General features: G+C 55.1%; 14 protein-coding genes, 1 tRNA gene, 1 rRNA gene and 1 pseudogene. 8 read left to right on the top strand and 9 right to left on the bottom strand.

Annotated elements, in window-relative coordinates:
* Positions 1–233: 233 nt before the first annotated feature.
* Positions 234–1190, bottom strand: a complete 957-nt coding sequence (locus G5229_RS08175) for an IS110 family transposase (protein WP_235634697.1) — start codon at positions 1188–1190, stop codon at positions 234–236.
* Positions 1191–1334: 144 nt separating this feature from the next.
* Here G5229_RS08175 and G5229_RS08170 point away from each other — a divergent pair.
* Positions 1335–2122, top strand: a pseudogene (locus G5229_RS08170) (IS3 family transposase); the annotation flags it as partial.
* A gap of 416 nt (positions 2123–2538) precedes the next feature.
* Here G5229_RS08170 and G5229_RS08165 read toward each other — a convergent pair.
* The 5 genes from G5229_RS08165 to rpsU all read right to left on the bottom strand — a co-directional run bounded on the left by G5229_RS08165 (position 2539) and on the right by rpsU (position 7432).
* Positions 2539–2615, bottom strand: a tRNA-Ile gene (locus G5229_RS08165).
* Positions 2616–2802: 187 nt separating this feature from the next.
* Positions 2803–4698 carry an RNA polymerase sigma factor RpoD gene (gene rpoD / locus G5229_RS08160; protein ID WP_263718854.1) on the bottom strand — a complete coding sequence of 632 codons (1896 nt, stop codon included), beginning with the start codon at positions 4696–4698 and terminating at the stop codon, positions 2803–2805.
* Positions 4699–4881: 183 nt separating this feature from the next.
* Entirely contained in the window at positions 4882–6669 is a 1788-nt protein-coding gene (gene dnaG / locus G5229_RS08155; protein WP_421208946.1) for a DNA primase, read from the bottom strand.
* Between the two features lie 88 nt (positions 6670–6757).
* Complete coding sequence (locus tag G5229_RS08150; protein WP_421208945.1) at positions 6758–7201, bottom strand: GatB/YqeY domain-containing protein; 444 nt, start codon at positions 7199–7201, stop codon at positions 6758–6760.
* A 15-nt stretch (positions 7202–7216) separates the two neighbouring features.
* A complete protein-coding gene (gene rpsU, locus G5229_RS08145) occupies positions 7217–7432 on the bottom strand; it encodes a 30S ribosomal protein S21 (protein WP_005309452.1) in 216 nt (71 codons plus the stop codon).
* 179 nt (positions 7433–7611) lie between these two features.
* Between rpsU and tsaD the strand changes: the two genes are divergently transcribed.
* Positions 7612–8625 carry a tRNA (adenosine(37)-N6)-threonylcarbamoyltransferase complex transferase subunit TsaD gene (gene tsaD, locus G5229_RS08140; protein WP_005340567.1) on the top strand — a complete coding sequence of 338 codons (1014 nt, stop codon included), beginning with the start codon at positions 7612–7614 and terminating at the stop codon, positions 8623–8625.
* A 243-nt stretch (positions 8626–8868) separates the two neighbouring features.
* On the opposite strand, the gene G5229_RS08135 is transcribed toward tsaD, so the two are convergent.
* Together G5229_RS08135 and aspA are read right to left on the bottom strand one after the other, a co-directional pair.
* Positions 8869–10188: an anaerobic C4-dicarboxylate transporter gene (locus tag G5229_RS08135; RefSeq protein WP_021229055.1), complete on the bottom strand. Its 1320-nt coding sequence runs from the start codon at positions 10186–10188 to the stop codon at positions 8869–8871.
* 125 nt (positions 10189–10313) lie between these two features.
* Positions 10314–11756: an aspartate ammonia-lyase gene (aspA, locus tag G5229_RS08130; protein WP_421208944.1), complete on the bottom strand. Its 1443-nt coding sequence runs from the start codon at positions 11754–11756 to the stop codon at positions 10314–10316.
* Positions 11757–12198: 442 nt separating this feature from the next.
* On the opposite strand from aspA, the gene G5229_RS08125 reads away from it, so the two are divergent.
* Positions 12199–12675, top strand: coding sequence for an FxsA family protein (locus tag G5229_RS08125; protein ID WP_005340570.1), 477 nt, complete (start codon positions 12199–12201; stop codon positions 12673–12675).
* A 47-nt stretch (positions 12676–12722) separates the two neighbouring features.
* Here G5229_RS08125 and G5229_RS08120 read toward each other — a convergent pair whose 3' ends face one another.
* Entirely contained in the window at positions 12723–14057 is a 1335-nt protein-coding gene (locus tag G5229_RS08120; protein ID WP_421208996.1) for an MATE family efflux transporter, read from the bottom strand.
* A 260-nt stretch (positions 14058–14317) separates the two neighbouring features.
* On the opposite strand from G5229_RS08120, the gene G5229_RS08115 reads away from it, so the two are divergent.
* From G5229_RS08115 to G5229_RS08095, 5 genes are all read left to right on the top strand, one after another.
* Positions 14318–14611, top strand: a complete 294-nt coding sequence (locus G5229_RS08115) for a co-chaperone GroES (RefSeq protein WP_005309514.1) — start codon at positions 14318–14320, stop codon at positions 14609–14611.
* 44 nt (positions 14612–14655) lie between these two features.
* Entirely contained in the window at positions 14656–16290 is a 1635-nt protein-coding gene (groL, locus tag G5229_RS08110; RefSeq protein WP_005341224.1) for a chaperonin GroEL, read from the top strand.
* Positions 16291–16394: 104 nt separating this feature from the next.
* Entirely contained in the window at positions 16395–16895 is a 501-nt protein-coding gene (locus G5229_RS08105) for a molybdopterin-binding oxidoreductase (RefSeq protein WP_216952894.1), read from the top strand.
* Positions 16896–16918: 23 nt separating this feature from the next.
* On the top strand, positions 16919–18850 hold the full coding sequence (locus tag G5229_RS08100; protein ID WP_421207312.1) for a putative bifunctional diguanylate cyclase/phosphodiesterase: 1932 nt from the start codon (positions 16919–16921) through the stop codon (positions 18848–18850).
* Positions 18851–19305: 455 nt separating this feature from the next.
* Positions 19306–19616 (top strand): 16S ribosomal RNA (locus G5229_RS08095); the annotation flags it as partial.

The raw sequence follows: 19616 nt of genomic DNA, 5'->3' as shown, positions 1-19616 counted from the left end.
TCTGCTCCTTATCTGCAAGCTTGAACTGATTTCCTGAAGTCGTTTGCGTCAATGTATCCGGCCTGTCTGTGAGCTGTTTTCCGGCTCTGGCGCCTTGATGGGATCCGCACGTCATCGTCCTAATAAAGCTACCAGTCATGAGAGACTGCTTTTTTAGCCAGGCTGCAACGTCGTGGGGTGAACGCTTCTGTCATCTGTTTTTGGCTCGCAAAACCGGGTATGAGTTCTATCAGTTAAACGGCTGAACTTGTGTTGGGATACGGTTGGTAATCCCTGCCGGATGTCAGCACTTTCCAGCAAATTCGCATTATCTTGTTGGCCAGGGCGATAAGGACCACATGGTGGTGATGGCCGACCTCTAGCCTGGCGACCCATTCGCCTAACGATGATTTGTCACGCTTCATGTGAATTTTCAGCGCTTTGGCGCCCTGAATAACCATTTGCCTTAAATAGCTATTGCCACGCTTACTGATCCCGCCGAGCGAAGATTTGCCGCCCGTTGAATATTGCCTGGGGACAAGCCCCAACCAGGCTGGCAGGTCGCGGGCTTTCTTGAATTGTGAGCCATTGCCAATCGCGGCAATCAACGCGGTTGAGACAATCGGTCCAATGCCGGGGACGGTACTGATTTTTTGGCACAAACCTGATGCGCTTGAGGCTTGTCCGAGCATGAGGCTCATATCATCAATCTGAATATCCAGCTGTTGCCACCGTTCTCTCAGGCGTAATACCAGGGCGCGGATAAAGTCAGGCAAGCCATTCTCGGCATCTTCAAGGATCGTCGGCAGAGAGCGCTCGAAGACTTTTCTGGCGACTGGCACGGTGAGCCCATATTCCAGCAGCAACGCTCGCATCTGATTGACAGTGGCTGTTCGTTCGACGATGAAACGCTGACGGACGCGATGAGTCGCCTGCAATGCCAACTGTTCATGAGATTTCAACGGGACACAGCGCATAGTGCCTCTGCTACCAGCCTCGGCAATGGCGGTGGCATCGTTGAAGTCATTCTTGTTCGATTTGAGGTAGGGCTTAACAAATTGAGCGGGAATAATCTTGGGCTCGAACCCCGCCTGTTGAAACAGGTGTTCCCAGTATTGCGAACCAGGACATGCCTCGAAGGCAACCCGACAGGGTGGAGTCGTACTGATGAACTGTTTCAGTTGTGAACGCGTGAGCTTTTGCTTGGTCAATACATACTCCATGCGATCGCCACCAGGTGAAACCTATTTTTGCCTAAATCGATCCCGTAAATGTAAATCTGCGCTTGAGTCATGATGAGCCTCCTTGATGCTGGCTCCAGCATAGCGGGGTGGATGGAGCAGGCCATCCCATTAGGCTACCGCTCTCTTGATGGCGGACGAGTTCACACGTACGCGCTAATAGACCGATTAAGGGAGCAAGCCCCCATCACCTTGGTCTGTTGCGCTTTCGATGTGCTCACTTCCTGTTTTTACGATTATCTGGCCCGCAGGCGGGCGATTAACCGTGAGCGCATGCAACAGCGCTCCGAGTTGCGCAGGTTGTTCAAAGAAAGCCGGAGCTCGGCAGGCAGCCGCGCCTTGATGTCGATGATGCGGGAGTTGGGGTATCAGATTGGCCGATTCAAAGTACGCAACCTGATGAAGGAAGCCGGGCTGGTATCCAAACCGCCGGGCGCTCATCGTTATCAGGTCGCCCAGTCTGAGCGACCGGATATCCCCAATCTGCTGGCTCGCGAATTTGATGTCCAGCAACCCAATCAGGTGTGGTGTGGCGATATCACCTACGTCTGGGCAGGTGGACGCTGGCATTACCTGGCAGCGGTGCTTGACCTGCACACCCGGCGGGTCGTGGGCTGGGCGATGTCAGATAAACCAGATGCCGAGCTGGCCATCAAAGAACTGGAGATGGCGTATCAGCAGCGGGGTTGTCCGTCAGGCGTGCTGTTTCACTCTGACCAGGTCAGCCAATATGGCAGCCGGGCATTTCGGCAACGGGATACATGAGCGTGCGGGAGACAAAGCGGGATATCAGTTATTACCTGATGGATTACTACAACTGGCGGCGTCCACATCAACACAATGACGGGATACCGCCTGCAAAAGCCGAAGAACGGCCTAACCAAGTGTCCGGATTTAGTTGACCACTACAATGAGCACAAGGCACAGTAAAAGGCGGAGCGCTAGTTTGACCTGTTTAAGCAGTTGGAGGAAGTGGCAGGAGACCCCTAAGCTAAGGCCAAATGCTTCGTTTTGTGGATGCTGATTACAAAGGTCGATAAAGGAGCAATACATCTATTGACAAAGGAGTCATATAAAAAGACAAGAAGGCATTGAAGCACAAATTGCCGAACGTTTTTGCTATCGAGGTGAAGACATGGCGGTGCGCGCCAACTTCGTCAGCAGTCACTTTGCCGCCATCAGTGGATCCCATTGTATCCCCATGGCAGGTTAACTAGAAACGGCCTGGCCTTTCCTTAAAAGCACCCATTAAAGCACCCAAAAACGCCAGGTAAGCAAAAGGCGTAGCAGCTACTAACCTGCTACGCCTTGTTGTATATGGTGGCCCCTGGGGGACTTGAACCCACGACCAATCGATTATGAGTCGACTGCTCTGACCAACTGAGCTAAGGGGCCAAATTGTGCGTTTAGCGGCGTGGATTATAGGGGAAGAGGAAAGGGCAGTCTATAGGCATATCAACCACTTGGCGACTAATTGTCCAGCTTGATTGAGGGCGAAAAGAGGGTTGCAAGGGTAAATGCCAGACAAAACAAAGCCCCGCATGGCGGGGCTTTGGCAGAGCAGTTTGACACAGGGTCAGGACTATTCGTCCAGGAAGCTGCGCAGCACTTCCGAGCGGCTCGGGTGGCGCAGTTTGCGCAGTGCCTTGGCTTCGATCTGACGAATACGCTCACGGGTAACGTCGAACTGCTTGCCCACTTCCTCGAGGGTGTGGTCAGTGTTCATGTCGATACCGAAACGCATCCGCAGTACCTTGGCTTCGCGGGCGGTCAGGCCAGCCAGCACTTCGCGGGTGGCGTTGCGCAGGCTTTCGCTGGTCGCCGCATCCGCTGGCAGAGCCAAGGTGGTATCTTCGATAAAGTCGCCCAAGTGGGAATCTTCATCATCACCGATGGGCGTCTCCATGGAGATAGGCTCTTTGGCGATTTTCAGTACCTTGCGGATCTTGTCTTCCGGCATGCCCATGCGCATCGCCAGCTCTTCCGGGTTCGGTTCACGCCCCATCTCCTGCAGCATCTGACGGGAGATTCGGTTGAGCTTGTTGATGGTCTCGATCATGTGCACCGGGATACGGATGGTACGGGCCTGATCCGCGATGGAGCGGGTAATGGCCTGACGGATCCACCAGGTTGCATAGGTCGAGAACTTGTAGCCACGACGGTATTCAAACTTGTCTACCGCCTTCATCAGACCGATGTTGCCCTCCTGGATCAGATCGAGGAACTGCAGACCGCGGTTGGTGTACTTTTTGGCGATGGAGATAACCAGACGCAAGTTGGCTTCAACCATCTCTTTCTTCGCACGGCGGGCTTTGGCCTCACCGATGCTCATGCGACGGTTGATATCCTTGATCTGGGCAATCGACAGACCGGTCTCTTCTTCAATCTGCTGCAGCTTGCCGATGGCGCGCTGGATATCCTCGTCCATTTCAACCAGACGGGGAGACCAGGCTTTGCCAGCCTGCTTCTGGTATTCGAACCAGGCAGTTTCACACTCGTTGTTGGTGAAGGCCGCGACGAAGGTTTTCTTCGGCATCTTGGCCTGCTCAACGCAGAGCTTCATGATGATGCGTTCCTGCACGCGGACGCGCTCCATCATTTCACGCATGTTGTTGACCAGGCGATCGAACTGCTTGGGCATCAGGCGGAATTGACGGAATACATCGGCCAGCTGGGCGATGGCGGCCTGGGTATCTTCGTGCGCGCGACCATTCTTCTGAATGGAGAGGCGGGTCACTTCATACTGGGCACGCAGTTCACCAAACTTCTCGCGAGCGACTTCCGGATCCGGGCCACCGTCACCGTCGTCGTCAGAGCTGTCGCCATCTTCGTCTTCGTCTTCTTCGTCTTCTTCATCTTCGTCGGCCAGATCGTCTTCGCCGAGCTCGGAACCGATATGCGTGGCGGTAGGCGCCATATCTTCAGTTTCGTTCGGGTCAATAAAGCCAGAGATAATGTCAGAGAGACGCAGCTGCTCGGCTTCGTACTTGTCGTACTGTTCGAGCAGGTAAGTAATTGCTTCAGGGTACTCGGCTACGGAGCTTTGTACCTGGTTGATACCGTCTTCGATCCGCTTGGCGATGTCGATTTCGCCTTCACGGGTCAGCAGTTCGACGGTACCCATTTCCCGCATGTACATGCGGACGGGATCGGTCGTGCGACCAATCTCAGATTCAACAGATGCCAGAGCCTGGGCCGCTGCTTCGGCAGCGTCCTCATCGGCGGTACCACCTTCAGCCATGATAAGGTCATCGGCATCCGGAGCGTTTTCAACCACTTGAATGCCCATATCGTTGATCATCTGAATGATGTCTTCGATCTGGTCTGAATCGACAATGTCTTGCGGGAGGTGATCGTTCACCTCGGCATAGGTCAGGTAGCCCTGTTCTTTACCTTTGGCAACGAGGAGTTTAAGCTGAGACTGCGGGGTTTGCTCCATAGAACTCATCCGGTTGGTGTTGCTAGGTTGCGCGTACAGTGCGCTGCTGCGCAAATAGCCAATTCTAATAGAAAACCGCCAGACATGCTATGTCTGGTTGCGGCGTCGGTCATGAGAAACCCCTGCCCGCAGTATTGTCGGGGCCAGGCGGTTATAAAAATTTTGCTTTTCATCCCGTCGATTCGGGCAACGCTATCCATATTGGGACTAATCACTCAAATATCAAGCCCCACTCTCATTTCTTTTCTCAATTTGCACCTCTCTTATCAGCATCATCAGCTCTTGGGTTTCTTCGGAGCTTAGTCCTTCCTGAGCCACTTTGGCCTGCAATTCTTCGATCCGCTGCTTCAGAAACTGGTTGATGAAGCCGACGAAGGTGTCCTGCAATTCTCCCAGAATATCCGGCTCCTGATCGAGTTTGATCTCCTCGAACAGGTCGTGCATGGCCAGCTGAGCAAGGATCTCTCCTTCCTTGGTACCACGCCAGTGTTCCAGCAGGATACCGGTTGTGATACCAGGCTGTGCCTGGATTTGCTGGTGCAGTTGCAGCAGGAACTTGATGCCCTGTACGCGTAGTCCGGCCAATTCCGGCATGGGGGGAAGCTCAGCCGTTACTGCCGGATATTGCACCATCAGTGCCAGTGCACGCCGCAGTGGTGTCAGCTTGGCTGCCTTGGGTTTGTTGACCTCGGCCTTGGGCTGACTGTTGCGAGCAAAGAGCTCGGCGATGCGCTGCTTGTTCTCGCCCCAACGCATCATGCTGGAGAGACGAGTGATCAGCCCTTCGCGGGTAAACCCTTCCGGAACGCGACGAATAAGCTCGGCGGCCTTGTTGGCCACTTCGAACTTGCCTGCCTCACCCGAAAGTGCGGCATCCCGGCCGAGACGCTCGAACATGAAGTCGGCGAACGGTTGGGCTTCATCGAGCAGGGCTTCAAAACCCTCCTTGCCGATCTGGCGTACCAGCGAGTCGGGATCCTCGCCATCGGGCAGGAACACGAACTTCAGCTCGCGGCCATCCTGCAGATGAGGGAGGGCATTATCCAGCGCGCGCCAGGCGGCTTCACGACCGGCGTTGTCACCGTCGTAGCAGCAGACTACCTCGGCGGTGGTGCGAAACAGGGTGTGGATATGGTCGCTGGTCGTTGCAGTACCCAGCGCCGCCACCGCATAGTCGATGTCGTACTGACCGAGTGCCACCACATCCATGTAGCCTTCCACCACCAGGATCCGGCGTGGATCCTTGTGTGCCTGCTTTACTTCGTAGAGACCGAACAGCTCCCGCCCTTTATGGAAGATGGGGGTCTCCGGCGAGTTCAGGTATTTGGGGGTGCCATCACCCAGCACCCGGCCACCGAAACCGATGACCCGGCCACGCTTGTCACGGATCGGGAACATGATGCGATCGCGGAAACGATCATAACTCCCCGGGCCATTGTCACGGGTGATCAGCATGCCGCCCGAGATAAGCAACTGCTCGTGATCCCGGCTGGTACCAAAGCGGCGGCGCACCTGATCCCAATCGCTGGGTGCATAGCCAATGTTGAATCGTTTGACCACTTCACCGGTCAGGCCGCGGCCTTTGAGGTACTCCACCGCATGGGGAGCGCTCTTGAGATTGCTCTCGTAGAAGCGGGCGATCTGGTTCATCAGCTCGAACAGATCCTTGCTGACTGCGGGCTGGCTATTGGCCGAGCCGCCGATGCTCTGCTCGCGAGGTACCTGCATGCCTTGCATGCTGGCGAGCTCTTCGATGGCATCGGGAAATTCGAGACCGTCGTACTCCATGACAAAGCCGATGGCGTTGCCGTGGGCGCCACAACCGAAACAGTGGTAGAACTGCTTCTCCTGGCTGACGGTAAAAGAGGGGCTTTTTTCGTTATGAAAAGGGCAGCAAGCCTGGTAGTTTTTACCGGCTTTTTTCAGCCGCACTCGCGAGTCGATCAGCTCGACTATGTCTGTGCGTACGAGCAGATCGTCGATAAAGGATTGTGGGATCCTGCCTGCCATAACCGTCCTGTTTCATTGCGGAGAAAATAAAAAAGCCGCGCATTCCAAGGGAAGCACGGCTTCTTCGACCAAACAAGAGAGTTGCCTGTTACGCCAAGCGGGTTTTCACCTGAGCACTGACGGCGCCGACATCGGCACGCCCCTGAATTTTCGGCTTCAAGACAGCCATGACCTTGCCCATATCAGCCATGACGGCAGCACCACTTTCAGTGATGGCTTGCTCGATCAGGGCGGCAATTTCATCTGCGGCCAGCTGTTGCGGCAGGAATTCCTGCAACACAACGATCTCAGCGGACTCTTTGTCGGCGAGATCCTGGCGACCGGCAGCTTCAAATTGGCTGATGGAATCGCGGCGCTGTTTGACCATTTTGGTCACGACAGCGAGGATATCCTCATCATTCAGCTCGATACGGGTATCGACTTCACGTTGCTTGATTTCTGCCATCAACAAGCGGATCGCTCCCAGACGTGCCTTATCTTTGGCAAGCATGGCGAGCTTTTGCTGATCCTTGAGTTGATCCTTCAGAGACACGGCAATATCACCCGATTAGTACAGGCGGATACGACGTGCGTTTTCGCGAGACAGCTTCTTGGCGTGACGCTTGACAGCAGACGCTTTGGCGCGCTTACGAATGGTAGTCGGCTTCTCGTAGAACTCACGGCTACGAACTTCGGACAGGATACCGGCTTTTTCGCAAGAACGCTTGAAACGACGCAGAGCAACGTCAAACGGCTCATTTTCACGGACTTTGATTACTGGCATGTGCCTTTCACCTCAGTGATAAATTGTTAGCTGACCTTCAATCGATCAGCATGTCTTAAAATGGTGCGAAATTATACTCTGGACAGGGAATGAAAGTAAACCCGCAGAGATCGCTCTGGTTTAAAAAACCCGCGAAGGTTACCATAGCCGTCTCATTTTAGCAGTGAAATTTTTTAGCAATGCGTGTATTGGGCATAGAGACATCCTGTGACGAAACCGGGATCGCGATCTTCGACGATCAAAAAGGGATCCTTTCCCATCAGTTATACAGCCAGGTCAAGCTGCATGCGGACTACGGTGGCGTCGTCCCCGAACTCGCCAGCCGGGATCATGTTCGCAAGACGATCCCGTTGATCCAGGCCGCATTGCAAGAGGCGGGACTGGGCAAAGATGACATCGACGGCATCGCGTATACCGCGGGTCCGGGTCTGGTTGGCGCCATTCTGGTGGGAGCCACTATTGGTCGTTCACTGGCGATGGCATGGAACAAGCCTGCTATCGCCGTCCACCATATGGAAGGCCACCTGCTGGCTCCTATGCTGGAAGAAAAGGCCCCCGAGTTCCCCTTCGTGGCGCTGCTGGTCTCCGGTGGTCACTCCATGCTGGTGCGGGTTGACGGCATCGGCAGCTATCAGCTGTTGGGGGAATCCATCGATGATGCCGCTGGCGAGGCGTTCGACAAGACCGCCAAGCTGATGGGGCTGGATTATCCGGGCGGTCCGCTGCTCTCCCGTCTGGCCGAGAAAGGCACTAAGGGACGCTTCCACTTCCCCCGTCCCATGACAGATCGTCCCGGGCTCGACATGAGCTTCTCCGGCCTGAAGACCTTCACCGCCAACACCATCGCTGCCAATGGTGATGATGAGCAGACCCGTGCCGATATCGCTCGGGCGTTTGAAGATGCGGTGGTTGATACCCTGGCCATCAAGTGCCGTCGTGCCTTGAAAGAGACAGGTCTCACGCGTCTGGTGGTCGCCGGTGGCGTCAGTGCCAACCGTCATCTGCGTGCCCAGCTGGCCGAGCTGATGGAGAGCCTCAAGGGCGAGGTGTTCTATCCGCGCACTGAATATTGCACCGATAACGGCGCCATGATCGCTTACGCCGGTATGCAGCGCCTGAAAGCGGGCGTGTTCGAACCGCTGGCGGTCAAAGCCGTGCCGCGTTGGCCGCTGGATACCCTGGATCCGGTCTGATCCAAAGGATCCCGCCTTCTGGCGTGGTGGTGAGTACCATGGTGGCCTACTGCTCCTGCAATCCGGCAGCGGTGGTTATAGCGCCGTTGACACGCTGTTGTGGTGTCTGCTGTCGCCGTGGTTGAGCCACCCGTATAAGAGGTCAGGTCTCTTGCTGGCAGACAGCCAAGCACAGAGTAAAGAGATAAAAAAATCCCCGCCAACTGGCGGGGATTTTTGTTTGGTAATCGGCAGGCGATAGGATTACAGCAGGATGCCGCCAAAGAAGAAGCCCAGCGCCACGGCGATGGCGATGGTGGCGGTGCCCGGTACGAAGAAGGGGTGATTGAAGACCGCCTTACCGATACGGGTGGAGCCGGTGTCGTCCATCTCTACCGCGGCCAGCAGGGTCGGGTAGGTCGGCAGTACGAACAGGGCGCTCACGGCTGCGAAAGAGGCAATCGCAGTCAGCGGGCTGACACCCAGTGCCAGTGCGGCAGGCATCAGGGCCTTGGTGGTGGCGCCTTGTGAATAGAGCAGCATGGCAGCGAAGAACAGCACCACGGCCAGCAGCCAGGAGTACTGGTTCAGCAGGTCGCCAGCGATCAGCTGGATGGTGTCCATGTTGCCTTTCACGAAGACGTTACCCAGCCAGGCGACACCCAGTACGCAGATACAGGCGGACATACCGGACTTGAAGGTCGGCATGTTGGTGACCTGGGTGGCGTCTAGTTTGCACACCAGGGTCATGATGGTGGCCGCGGCCAGCATGATGCCCATGATGGCGCCGTCACGGGGGATCGGCGGGTTGGTGATCAGGCCCACTTTACCGGAGATGGCAGTGGCATAAGCCATGACAGCAACGATGGCGGCGATGAAGATCCAGACCGACAGCTTGGCGTACGGTTTGATCTCGAGCTTGGTAGTACCACGCAGTTTGATCAGCCCCTTGGCTTTACGCTCCAGATAGACTTCGTCCTGCTCCAGCGGCTTGCCCATCATGTTGGCAATGAAGGCGCCCAGGATACAGGCCAGGAAGGTAGAGGGGATGCAGATGGCCAGCAGGGTCAGATAATCAACACCAAACGGCTCGAGCATGCCGGAGAAGGCAACCACAGCGGCAGAGATCGGGGAAGCTGTGATGGCGATCTGGGAGGCGACAACCGCGATGGAGAGCGGACGGGATGGGCGGATCCCTTGCTCTTTGGCCACTTCAGCGATCACCGGCAGGGTGGAGAAGGCGGTATGACCGGTACCGGCCAGCATGGTCATCAGGTAGGTGACCACCGGGGCGGCGAAGGTGATGTATTTGGGGTTCTTGCGCAGCGCTTTTTCTGCCAGGAAGACCAGATAGTCCATCCCGCCAGCCAGTTGCATACAGGCGATGGCACAGATGACGGACGCGATAATCATGATCACATCCCAAGGGATGTAGCTGACCAGTTGATCGCTCGGGATGGGCATGCCCAGACCCCACGTCAATACCAGTACCCCCAGACCACCGGCAAAGCCGATGCCGATGCTGCCTATCCGGGCCCCCAGATAGATAGCGGCGAGCACGACAAGTAACTCGATTCCAATCATAGCGATAACTCCATTTTTTAGTTTTTGGTTTTTATTTGGCAAAAAGCCAATTCCCGATCGGGCTGGGGATAAAGACCAATCGGGAACTGACTTTATGGGCCGGGAAGATCCCGGCCCACACTCGCTTATACGGCAGCTTCGCGGGTGAAACGCTTGGCTTTGTATTGCGGGTTCATCAGGTTCTCGATGGAGAGAATTTCGTCCAGCTGCTCGGCGCTCAGCAGGCCACGCTCAAGAACGACTTCGCGGACGTTCTTGCCGGTCTGGGCACAGATCTTGCCGACGATATCCCCTTCGTGGTGGCCGATGAAGGGGTTCAGGTAGGTCACGATACCGATGGAGTTCAGCACGTGATTCATGCAGATTTCCGGGTTGGCGGTGATACCTTCCACGCACTTCTCGCGCAGGGAAATACAGGCTTTTTCCATCAGGCTCAGGGATTCGAACATCGCCTGACCAATCACCGGCTCCATGACGTTCAGCTGCAGCTGACCGGCTTCGGCGGCGAAGGTGATGGTGATGTCGTTACCGAATACCTTGAAGCAGGATTGGTTGACCACTTCCGGGATAACCGGGTTGACCTTGGCCGGCATGATGGAGGAACCCGCCTGCATTTCCGGCAGGTTGATCTCTTTCAGTGCAGTGCGCGGGCCGGAGGAGAGCAGACGCAGGTCGTTACAGATCTTGGACAGCTTCATAGCCAGACGCTTGATGGCGCCGTGCAGCATGACGTAGGCGCCACAGTCTGAGGTCGCTTCGATCAGGTCTTCTGCCGGCACATAGGCACGACCGGTGATCTCGGCCAGACGCTTGATAGCCAGTGCAGAGTACTCGGGCGGAGTGTTCAGACCGGTACCGATGGCGGTTGCGCCCAGGTTCACTTCCAGCAGCAGCTCCTGGCAACGCTTGATGGATTTGATCTCTTCACGCAGGGTCACGGCGAACGCGTGGAACTCCTGACCCAGGGTCATCGGAACCGCATCTTGCAGCTGGGTACGACCCATCTTCAGGATGTTTTTGAACTCTTTCGCTTTGGCATCGAATGCCGCGATCAGGTGCTCCAGCGCATGCAGGGTCACGTCAGTGCTGTTGACCACAGCAACGCGGAAACCGGTGGGGTAGGCATCGTTGGTGGACTGGCACTTGTTGACGTGGTCGTTCGGGTTGATGACGTCGTAACGGCCTTTCTCCAGACCCATGATTTCCAGGGCGACGTTGGCCAGTACTTCGTTGGTGTTCATGTTGACGGAGGTACCGGCACCACCCTGGTAAACGTCGACCGGGAACTGGTCGAAGCATTTGCCGGTGTTCAGCATCAGGTCGCAGGCTTCTACGATCTTGTCAGCAATTTCAGGACGGATGGTACCCAATTCACCGTTTGCCAGCGCAGCGGCTTTCTTGGTCAGCACCATACCGCGGACGAATTCCGGAACGTCAGAAATCTTCTGAGAGCTGATCTTGAAGTTCTCGACAGCGCGCAGGGTGTGCACACCGTAGTAGAGATCATTGGAAACTTCTTTGGTGCCCAGCAGGTCTTCTTCAATGCGGACGTTCTTGATGTCGCTCATTGTAATGCCTCAGAAATCAGATAAATGGAAAAATCCTCACCGAGTGGTCGCGAGTTCCTTGCGCACAGCTCATCCTGAAGCACCACACATCGAGTGGGGCGGTTGGGAGAATGACCTCCCGAAAAACTAATCAATATACTACTCCAATTGAGGTATCGGTTATTAGAGGTGGATCACTAAATTTGCGACATTTTCAAATTACTTTGAGGAAAGTACACATATGTTATGAAGTTTTTATCATGATGATTTTTATAAATTTTTGTGACTTTTTGCTGATTTTTTAGATTGCTGATGACGTAGGAGTCAGTTGACCAACTTGAAAAGAGGGGGGCCGCCCCCATTTATTCAGGGCAGAAAGTGGTGATGACGGGGCGGCAAAATCGCCTCTGACCATCGTTGGATGGGCGCCACTTCTTCTCAATTTACCGGTGCTGGAGTGGATATGGGCAAGTTGTTTTTGTTGTTGGTGGGTCTGGTTGTACTGGAACTCACCGTGATGATCGAGGTCGGCTCGGTAATCGGGGCGCTGCCGACTGTCGGCTTGCTCATACTGACCGCGGTATTGGGCTCCTCGCTGGTGCGAAGTGAAGGGATCAAGACCCTGTTCAGCGCCCAGCAAAAGATGCAGATGGGCGAGATGCCGGGCCGCGAGGTGATGGGGGGCATGATGCTGGCGTTGGCGGGCCTGCTGCTGATTATCCCGGGTTTCGTGACCGACATTTTCGGTGTGCTGTTGCTGCAACCCTGGCTGCGCAACAAACTGGCTGACAAGCTGATCGGCAGCAGCCAGTTCCGGATGCAGATGGGCGGTTTCCAGCGTACTCAATCGCCGTTTGGCAACGCACCGTCCGATGATCATCTGGGGAACGCCAAGCAGGGCGGCACCACCATCGAAGGCGAATTTGAGCGCAAAGAGTGAGCGTAAAGAGTAATCGACGAGACGAAAACCCGAGGCGAGTGACTGAATCAGGGTTTGCCCTGATGGCACAGCGCCTCGAAGCGGTGTCGGGCATACCACCACGCGAGGGTGCCCGCCGCCAGATTGGCCAGCAGTATTCCTAGATATATCCCCTGTTCTCCCCCCAGCTTTGCCCCCAGCCAGGCTCCTGGCAACAGAAAACCAAACAGTCGCAATCCGTTGAACAAGAACGAAATACTGGATGCTCGCACGCCATTGAGTGCCGAGGCCAGCAGCATCACCATGCCCTGAAAGCCGTAACCGATCGGCACCAGATGCAGATAGAGAATAATCAGGCGAATGACCTGCGGATGATCGCTGAACAGATTGGCGATCAGCGGGGCGAGCAGCCAGGTCAGGCCATAGATGGCGAGCTGGAACAGCAGGGCAAAGCGCAGGCAGCTCTGAAGTGCGGCTTTGGCCCGGGCCGGATTGCCGGCGCCGCAGTTTTGCGAGATGAAAGGGGCCAGTACGGAGGCAAGGGCCATCATCACGATCAGCAGCAGCGCCTCGACCCGCGATGCGGCGCCGTAAGCGGCTACCACCTCGGTACCCAGGCCCGCAAAGATCGTCATCAGCACTGCATTGGCCAGAGGGTTGAGCATATTGGTAAAAGAGGCGGGGACGGCAACATGGAGCAGCGCCCGCCAGTGGGTCAGCAACCGAGCCCGAGGCGAGAGGCGCCACAGCAGCAAGCCCTCCCGATGACGCAGGATATAGAGGCTGACCAGCATCGCCATCAACCAGGAGATAGAGGTGGCGATGGCTGCCCCGCGGATCCCCCATTCGGGAAAGGGGCCGATACCGAAGATCAACAGAGGATCCAGTACCCCGTTGACCAGCCCGGCTATGGCCATCACCAGGCTGGGGGTTTTGGTATCGCCGGTCGCCCGGATAGCGGCATTGCCCACCATGGGCAGCACCAGCATGGGGACGGTGAGATACCAGATCAGCATGTAGTCATGGATGAGAGAGATAAGCTCGGCACTGGCCCCCAACAGAGTAAACAGAGGCTTGATGGTGAGAGCCCCCCCCGCGGATAGCAGGGCCACCATGATCACCGCCAGAAACAGGCTGTCGGTGGCGAGATGGGCCGCCTCATCGTGTTTGCCCTGCCCCAGAGTATGACCGATCACCGCTGACAATCCGGCGCCCAATCCCATCGCCAGCGAGGTAACCACAAAAGTGACAGGAAAGGTAAAACTGATGGCGGCCAGTGCTTCGGTGCCCAGCATACCGATAAAAAAGGTATCGACCAGATTGAAGGCCAGAATGGCGATGATGCCGAAGATCATGGGGCCCGTCATCTGGCGCAGTACGACCGGAATAGGGGCTGTCAACATGGGGTTGGTGCGGGTCAAGGGCTCGTCTCTACAGCTGGCTTTGAAGGTTCTGGCATGGAAAACGGGCGGCTTGAACCGACCTTGCTCCAGGGTGTGGACATGGCTGAACCATCGAAGATGTTTATAGTACGTGAAAAAATTTTTTTTGTATTTGCCCTTGAAGGGTTAGCAACTCTGCCCCACATCAGGGACATATCTAATTTGGCCTGGAACGGCCATTCCTCAAAGCAACAATGAGACTCATTTTGGGAGAGTTATCGATGAAAATTCGTCCACTGCACGACCGCGTCATCATCAAGCGCATCGAAGCTGAAGCCAAATCTGCCGGCGGTATCGTCTTGACTGGTACTGCGGCCCAGAAGTCCACCCGTGGTGAAGTGCTTGCCGTGGGGACTGGTCGCATCCTGGATAATGGCGATGTGAAAGCGCTGGCCGTGAAGGTTGGTGACAAGGTGATCTTCAACGAAGGCTACGGCGTGAAGACCGAGAAGCTGGATGGTCAGGACGTCCTGATCCTGTCCGAGACTGACATCCTGGCGATTGTCGAAGAGTAATCTATCCCCGATTTTCCCCGAATTGATAGAAAGGATTGAAGAAAATGGCTGCTAAAGACGTCAAGTTTGGTAACGAAGCTCGCATCAAGATGCTGGAAGGTGTCAACATCCTGGCTGATGCCGTCAAGGTGACTCTGGGCCCGAAAGGCCGCAACGTGGTGCTGGACAAGTCCTTCGGCGCCCCGACCATCACTAAAGATGGTGTATCTGTTGCGCGCGAAATCGAGCTGGAAGACAAGTTCCAGAACATGGGCGCCCAGATGGTCAAGGAAGTGGCTTCCAAGGCGAACGATGCCGCCGGTGACGGTACCACTACTGCAACCGTTCTGGCTCAGGCTATCGTCAACGAAGGTCTGAAAGCCGTTGCCGCCGGTATGAACCCGATGGATCTGAAGCGCGGTATCGACAAGGCCGTTGTGGCTGCTGTTGCTGAACTGCAAGCACTGTCCCAGCCGTGCGCCGACAGCAATGCCATCGCTCAGGTGGGCACCATCTCCGCCAACTCCGACGAGAAAGTGGGCAAGCTGATTGCCGAAGCCATGGACAAAGTGGGTCGCGATGGCGTCATCACCGTTGAAGATGGTCAGGGTCTGGAAGATGAGCTGGCAGTTGTTGAAGGTATGCAGTTCGACCGCGGCTACCTGTCCCCCTACTTCATCAACAAGCAAGAGACCGGTTCCGTTGAACTGGACGACCCGTTCATCCTGCTGGTTGACAAGAAAGTCTCCAACATCCGCGAAATGCTGCCGGTGTTGGAAGGCGTTGCCAAAGCTGGCAAGCCGCTGCTGATTGTTGCTGAAGACGTAGAAGGCGAAGCCCTGGCCACTCTGGTGGTCAACACCATGCGTGGTATCGTGAAAGTGGCTGCCGTCAAGGCGCCTGGCTTCGGTGACCGTCGCAAAGCCATGCTGCAGGATATCGCCGTACTGACTGGCGGTACTGTCATCTCCGAAGAAGTTGGCATGGAGTTGGAAAAAGCGACTCTGGAAGATCTGGGTCGTGCCAAGCGCATCGTCATCACCAAAGAGAACACCACCATCATCGATGGCGTGGGTGATGCCGGTGTGATCGAAGGCCGTGTTGCCCAGATCCGTCAGCAGATCGAAGAGACCTCTTCCGACTACGATCGTGAGAAGCTGCAAGAGCGCGTAGCCAAGCTGGCTGGCGGTGTTGCCGTGATCAAGGTTGGCGCAGCCACCGAAGTCGAGATGAAAGAGAAAAAAGCACGCGTGGAAGATGCCCTGCACGCTACCCGTGCCGCGGTTGAAGAAGGTGTGGTTGCCGGTGGTGGTGTCGCGCTGGTTCGCGTTGCAGCCAAACTGGCTGGTCTGCGCGGTGACAACGAAGACCAGAACGTCGGTATCAAGGTTGCCCTGCGCGCCATGGAAGCCCCGCTGCGTCAAATCGTCATCAACGCCGGTGAGGAAGCCTCCGTCATCGCCAACGCGGTGAAGAATGGTGAAGGCAACTTCGGTTACAACGCTTACACCGAGCAGTATGGCGACATGCTGACCATGGGTATCCTGGATCCGACCAAGGTCACCCGCTCTGCCCTGCAGTTCGCCTCTTCTATCGCCGGCCTGATGATCACCACCGAGTGCATGGTGACCGAGCTGCCGAAGAAAGATGCTCCAGCCATGCCTGATATGGGTGGCATGGGTGGCATGGGCATGATGTAATCATCATCCCGGCTCTGTTTGAGAAACGGCTCGCCTTGGCGGGCCGTTTTTTTATATCTGACTAAACTGAGTCTGTTGATAGCAGAAAAGTGTAAGGGGGAAAGATGAAGGTGCTTGGATGGATAACTCTGCTGTTTGCATTGATTGCCATGCCGCTTGTGGCTGCCGAGGCCCTCAAGGGGCCTGTGATCTTGAAAGTAAGCGGCAATATCAGCTCCCCAGATGAGGTGGACGGCAAAGTGCTTTTTGACTTGGCCACGCTGCAGGCGTTGCCGCAATATGAGATAGTCACCAGCAACCCTTGGGTTGATAAACCTCACAAGTACAGAGGGCCCAAGGTGGCGGACGTGCTGGCCGCAGTGGGGGCTAATGGCAAGAGCATAACCTTGACAGCATTGAACAGTTTTCAGATCCGCATCAATTGGGACAAAGTTGCCAAGTATAACCCTATTCTTGCTTGGGAAGATGACGGGGTAGCCATGAGGGTCCGTGACAAGGGGCCGCTCTGGTTTATGTTGCCGCTTGATCAATATCCGGAGCTGAAGCGCTCTGAATATACTGACATGATGATTTGGCAGCTGGACCTGATAGATATTCAACACTGATAAAAGAGTCACGGGAGCACGGGGTGAAAGGAAAGACCAGGGCGTGGCCACTGCTCGTCATTCTGTATGTATCCATTCTGTCGTTTACCGGGAGCACCCTTTATTGTCTGGTTCAGCTCCAGAATGCGACCAGAGCGATGGAGAAATATACCTATGATGTCTCCTGGGCGCTGATGCAGCTGCAGCTCGAGTTGGGGCGTTTCCTCAGTGCTGTAGAGGTCTACCATTATGGTGGAATAGAGCACAATGACCTGATGTTGCGCTATGACATTCTTTGGAGCAGAACCCCCATCCTGTTGAGCGGTCAGTTGCGTAAAAGCATGCAGGATAAGCAGAAAACCTTGCGCTTGGTGCAACTGATTGAAAACAACATTCGCGATATAGAGCCTGTCATTACCAAGCTGCAGAGCGGAGACTCTGTCTACCAGCAAATAATGATGCGCCTAGCCCCCTTGCAGGAGCCTTTATCCTATGCACTAGCTTCCGTTATGCAGAAGAACATCAACATCTACTCAGAGAATGATCGCCATTTTGGTCAATTGCGTAATGCTCTGCTGTTGATGGTGTCGGGGTTGGTTATCTCGGTTTTACTCCTTAGCTTGCTTCTTGTATATGAAGCTCGACGTCACTTTAGGGCAGCAAGGCGTGACCCGTTGACGGGTCTCTCCAATCGGGTGGCATTGCTGGAACGGATGGAGCTCTGTGCCACTCAGGAGGTACCTTTCGGATTGGTATTGGTCGATATCAACGACTTCAGAGATATCAACAGCAAGTTTGGTTATGATGCGGGCGATTTTTTGCTCAGTGAATTGGCCAGACGGATCAGATTGCTCTGTGAAGAAGGGGAGTGGAGTGGTCGGTTGGGTGGCGATCAATTTGCCATTATCCAGCGTGGTAGCAGCGATCTGCGTCAGGTCAGGGAGCTGGTAGCGCGACTGCTGCACGTTCTGAAGCAAGATATCGTCTATGATAACTATCCCTTCCGGCTCGAGGTGGGGATCGGGATTGCCTTCTATCCGATGGACAGCGATAAAACACAGGAGTTATTGAGTCGTGCGGAACAGGCTCTGTTCCATAGCCGCAAGACCCATGTCCCCTATGTGATTTACGATAACTCCTTGCTCAACGAGACGGCGCGGCGCAAGCATTTGGCCTCGGACATGATCATGGCGCTGGAACACAATGCGTTGGAACTCTATTACCAACCCATCGTCAATCTCGAGAGTGGCCGTTGTGAAGCTGTCGAAGCACTGCTGCGCTGGCGGCATCCGGAGCTGGGCTTTATTCCGCCAAACGAAGTGATCATGGTGGCTGAGGAGTTCCAGCTTGCCGAGCGTCTGGGCGGCTGGGTGTTGAACACCGCTTGCGAGCAGCTTTATCAGTGGCATCAGTTGGGTATGGTCGACCTGCAGATGTGCGTGAATATCTCGCCGGGCATGTACCAGCGCAATTTGCTCAAACTGGTGGCCAAGGCATTGATGGAGAACCACCTGCCAGCCAGCAGTCTGGTTTTGGAGGTCACTGAAGATACCACCATGCGCGAAGTGAAGAATTCGCTGCAACTGATGCAGGATCTCAATCAGCAGGGGGTACTGCTGGCATTAGACGATTTTGGGACTGGTTATTCATCTTTGAGTTATCTGCAAAAGTTACCGGTCAGCAAGGTGAAGATCGACCGCTCCTTTATACAGGGCATTGACACCTCAATGGAGGCATCCGAACTGGTCGCCAATATTTGCAGGATGGGGTCGATGCTGGGCAAGAGTCTGGTGTGTGAAGGGATTGAGACACAGGCCCAGTTGGATGTGCTGCGATCCCTGACCGATATCCACTTGTATGGACAGGGCTATCTGTTCAGCCGACCGGAGCAGGCGGAGAAAATCTATCAGACCTTGTTGGAGATGGAGGAGCTTTGGCTAGCACGTCAACAATCCGAAATGGCTTATATGAGTTGAAGGGGAGGGGTACTTGACGGTCATCTGCCTCAAGAATGTGTGATTCAGTTCAAGTTTTATGCTTTTTGTTTGTTGTTTGAACGGTTGTGCGGTTTTATCAAAAAAACATGCAGTTTAGCCTTGCCAGAAAGAATCTGTTCCCTATAATGCGCCTCCATCGACAGGGCAAGCGGCAACGCAAACAACCTTATCGATAACCTCGAAAAGCCTTTGAAAATAAGGCTTGACTCGAGAAAGCGGTTGAGTAGAATTCCACTCCCGCAGCAACACACTGTTGCGTCGCTCTTTAACAATTTGAATCAAGCAATCTGTGTGGGCACTCACAGCATCGAACATCAAAAACAATTTTTGATTTTCAATGTCTGGTGAAGTGACCAAGACGATTTCTTACCAATAAGAAGTCGAACAGTTTATTTCAGCAATTCATTGAGCCGCTTTTCGAAGCAACCAAACTTAAATTGAAGAGTTTGATCATGGCTCAGATTGAACGCTGGCGGCAGGCCTAACACATGCAAGTCGAGCGGCAGCGGGAAAGTAGCTTGCTACTTTTGCCGGCGAGCGGCGGACGGGTGAGTAATGCCTGGGGATCTGCCCAGTCGAGGGGGATAACTACTGGAAACGGTAGCTAATACCGCATACGCCCTACGGGGGAAAGCAGGGGACCTTCGGGCCTTGCGCGATTGGATGAACCCAGGTGGGATTAGCTAGTTGGTGAGGTAATGGCTCACCAAGGCGACGATCCCTAGCTGGTCTGAGAGGATGATCA

The sequence above is a fragment of the Aeromonas sp. 602396 genome (assembly GCF_049173735.1).
Taxonomy (GTDB): Bacteria; Pseudomonadota; Gammaproteobacteria; order Enterobacterales; family Aeromonadaceae; genus Aeromonas; species Aeromonas veronii_A.
The sequence above is the reverse complement of the archived record's forward strand: the minus strand, read 5'-3'. Positions and strand labels throughout refer to the sequence as shown.

Bases quoted from the DNA above. Each gene is read 5' to 3' on its own strand.
- dnaG (WP_421208946.1), bottom strand. From the start codon at position 6,669: ATGGCAGGCAGGATCCCACAATCCTTTATCGACGATCTGCTCGTACGC.
- rpsU (WP_005309452.1), bottom strand. From the start codon at position 7,432: ATGCCAGTAATCAAAGTCCGTGAAAATGAGCCGTTTGACGTTGCTCTG.
- tsaD (WP_005340567.1), top strand. From the start codon at position 7,612: ATGCGTGTATTGGGCATAGAGACATCCTGTGACGAAACCGGGATCGCG.
- G5229_RS08135 (WP_021229055.1), bottom strand. From the start codon at position 10,188: ATGATTGGAATCGAGTTACTTGTCGTGCTCGCCGCTATCTATCTGGGG.
- aspA (WP_421208944.1), bottom strand. From the start codon at position 11,756: ATGAGCGACATCAAGAACGTCCGCATTGAAGAAGACCTGCTGGGCACC.
- G5229_RS08125 (WP_005340570.1), top strand. From the start codon at position 12,199: ATGGGCAAGTTGTTTTTGTTGTTGGTGGGTCTGGTTGTACTGGAACTC.
- G5229_RS08120 (WP_421208996.1), bottom strand. From the start codon at position 14,057: ATGTTGACAGCCCCTATTCCGGTCGTACTGCGCCAGATGACGGGCCCC.
- G5229_RS08115 (WP_005309514.1), top strand. From the start codon at position 14,318: ATGAAAATTCGTCCACTGCACGACCGCGTCATCATCAAGCGCATCGAA.
- groL (WP_005341224.1), top strand. From the start codon at position 14,656: ATGGCTGCTAAAGACGTCAAGTTTGGTAACGAAGCTCGCATCAAGATG.
- G5229_RS08105 (WP_216952894.1), top strand. From the start codon at position 16,395: ATGAAGGTGCTTGGATGGATAACTCTGCTGTTTGCATTGATTGCCATG.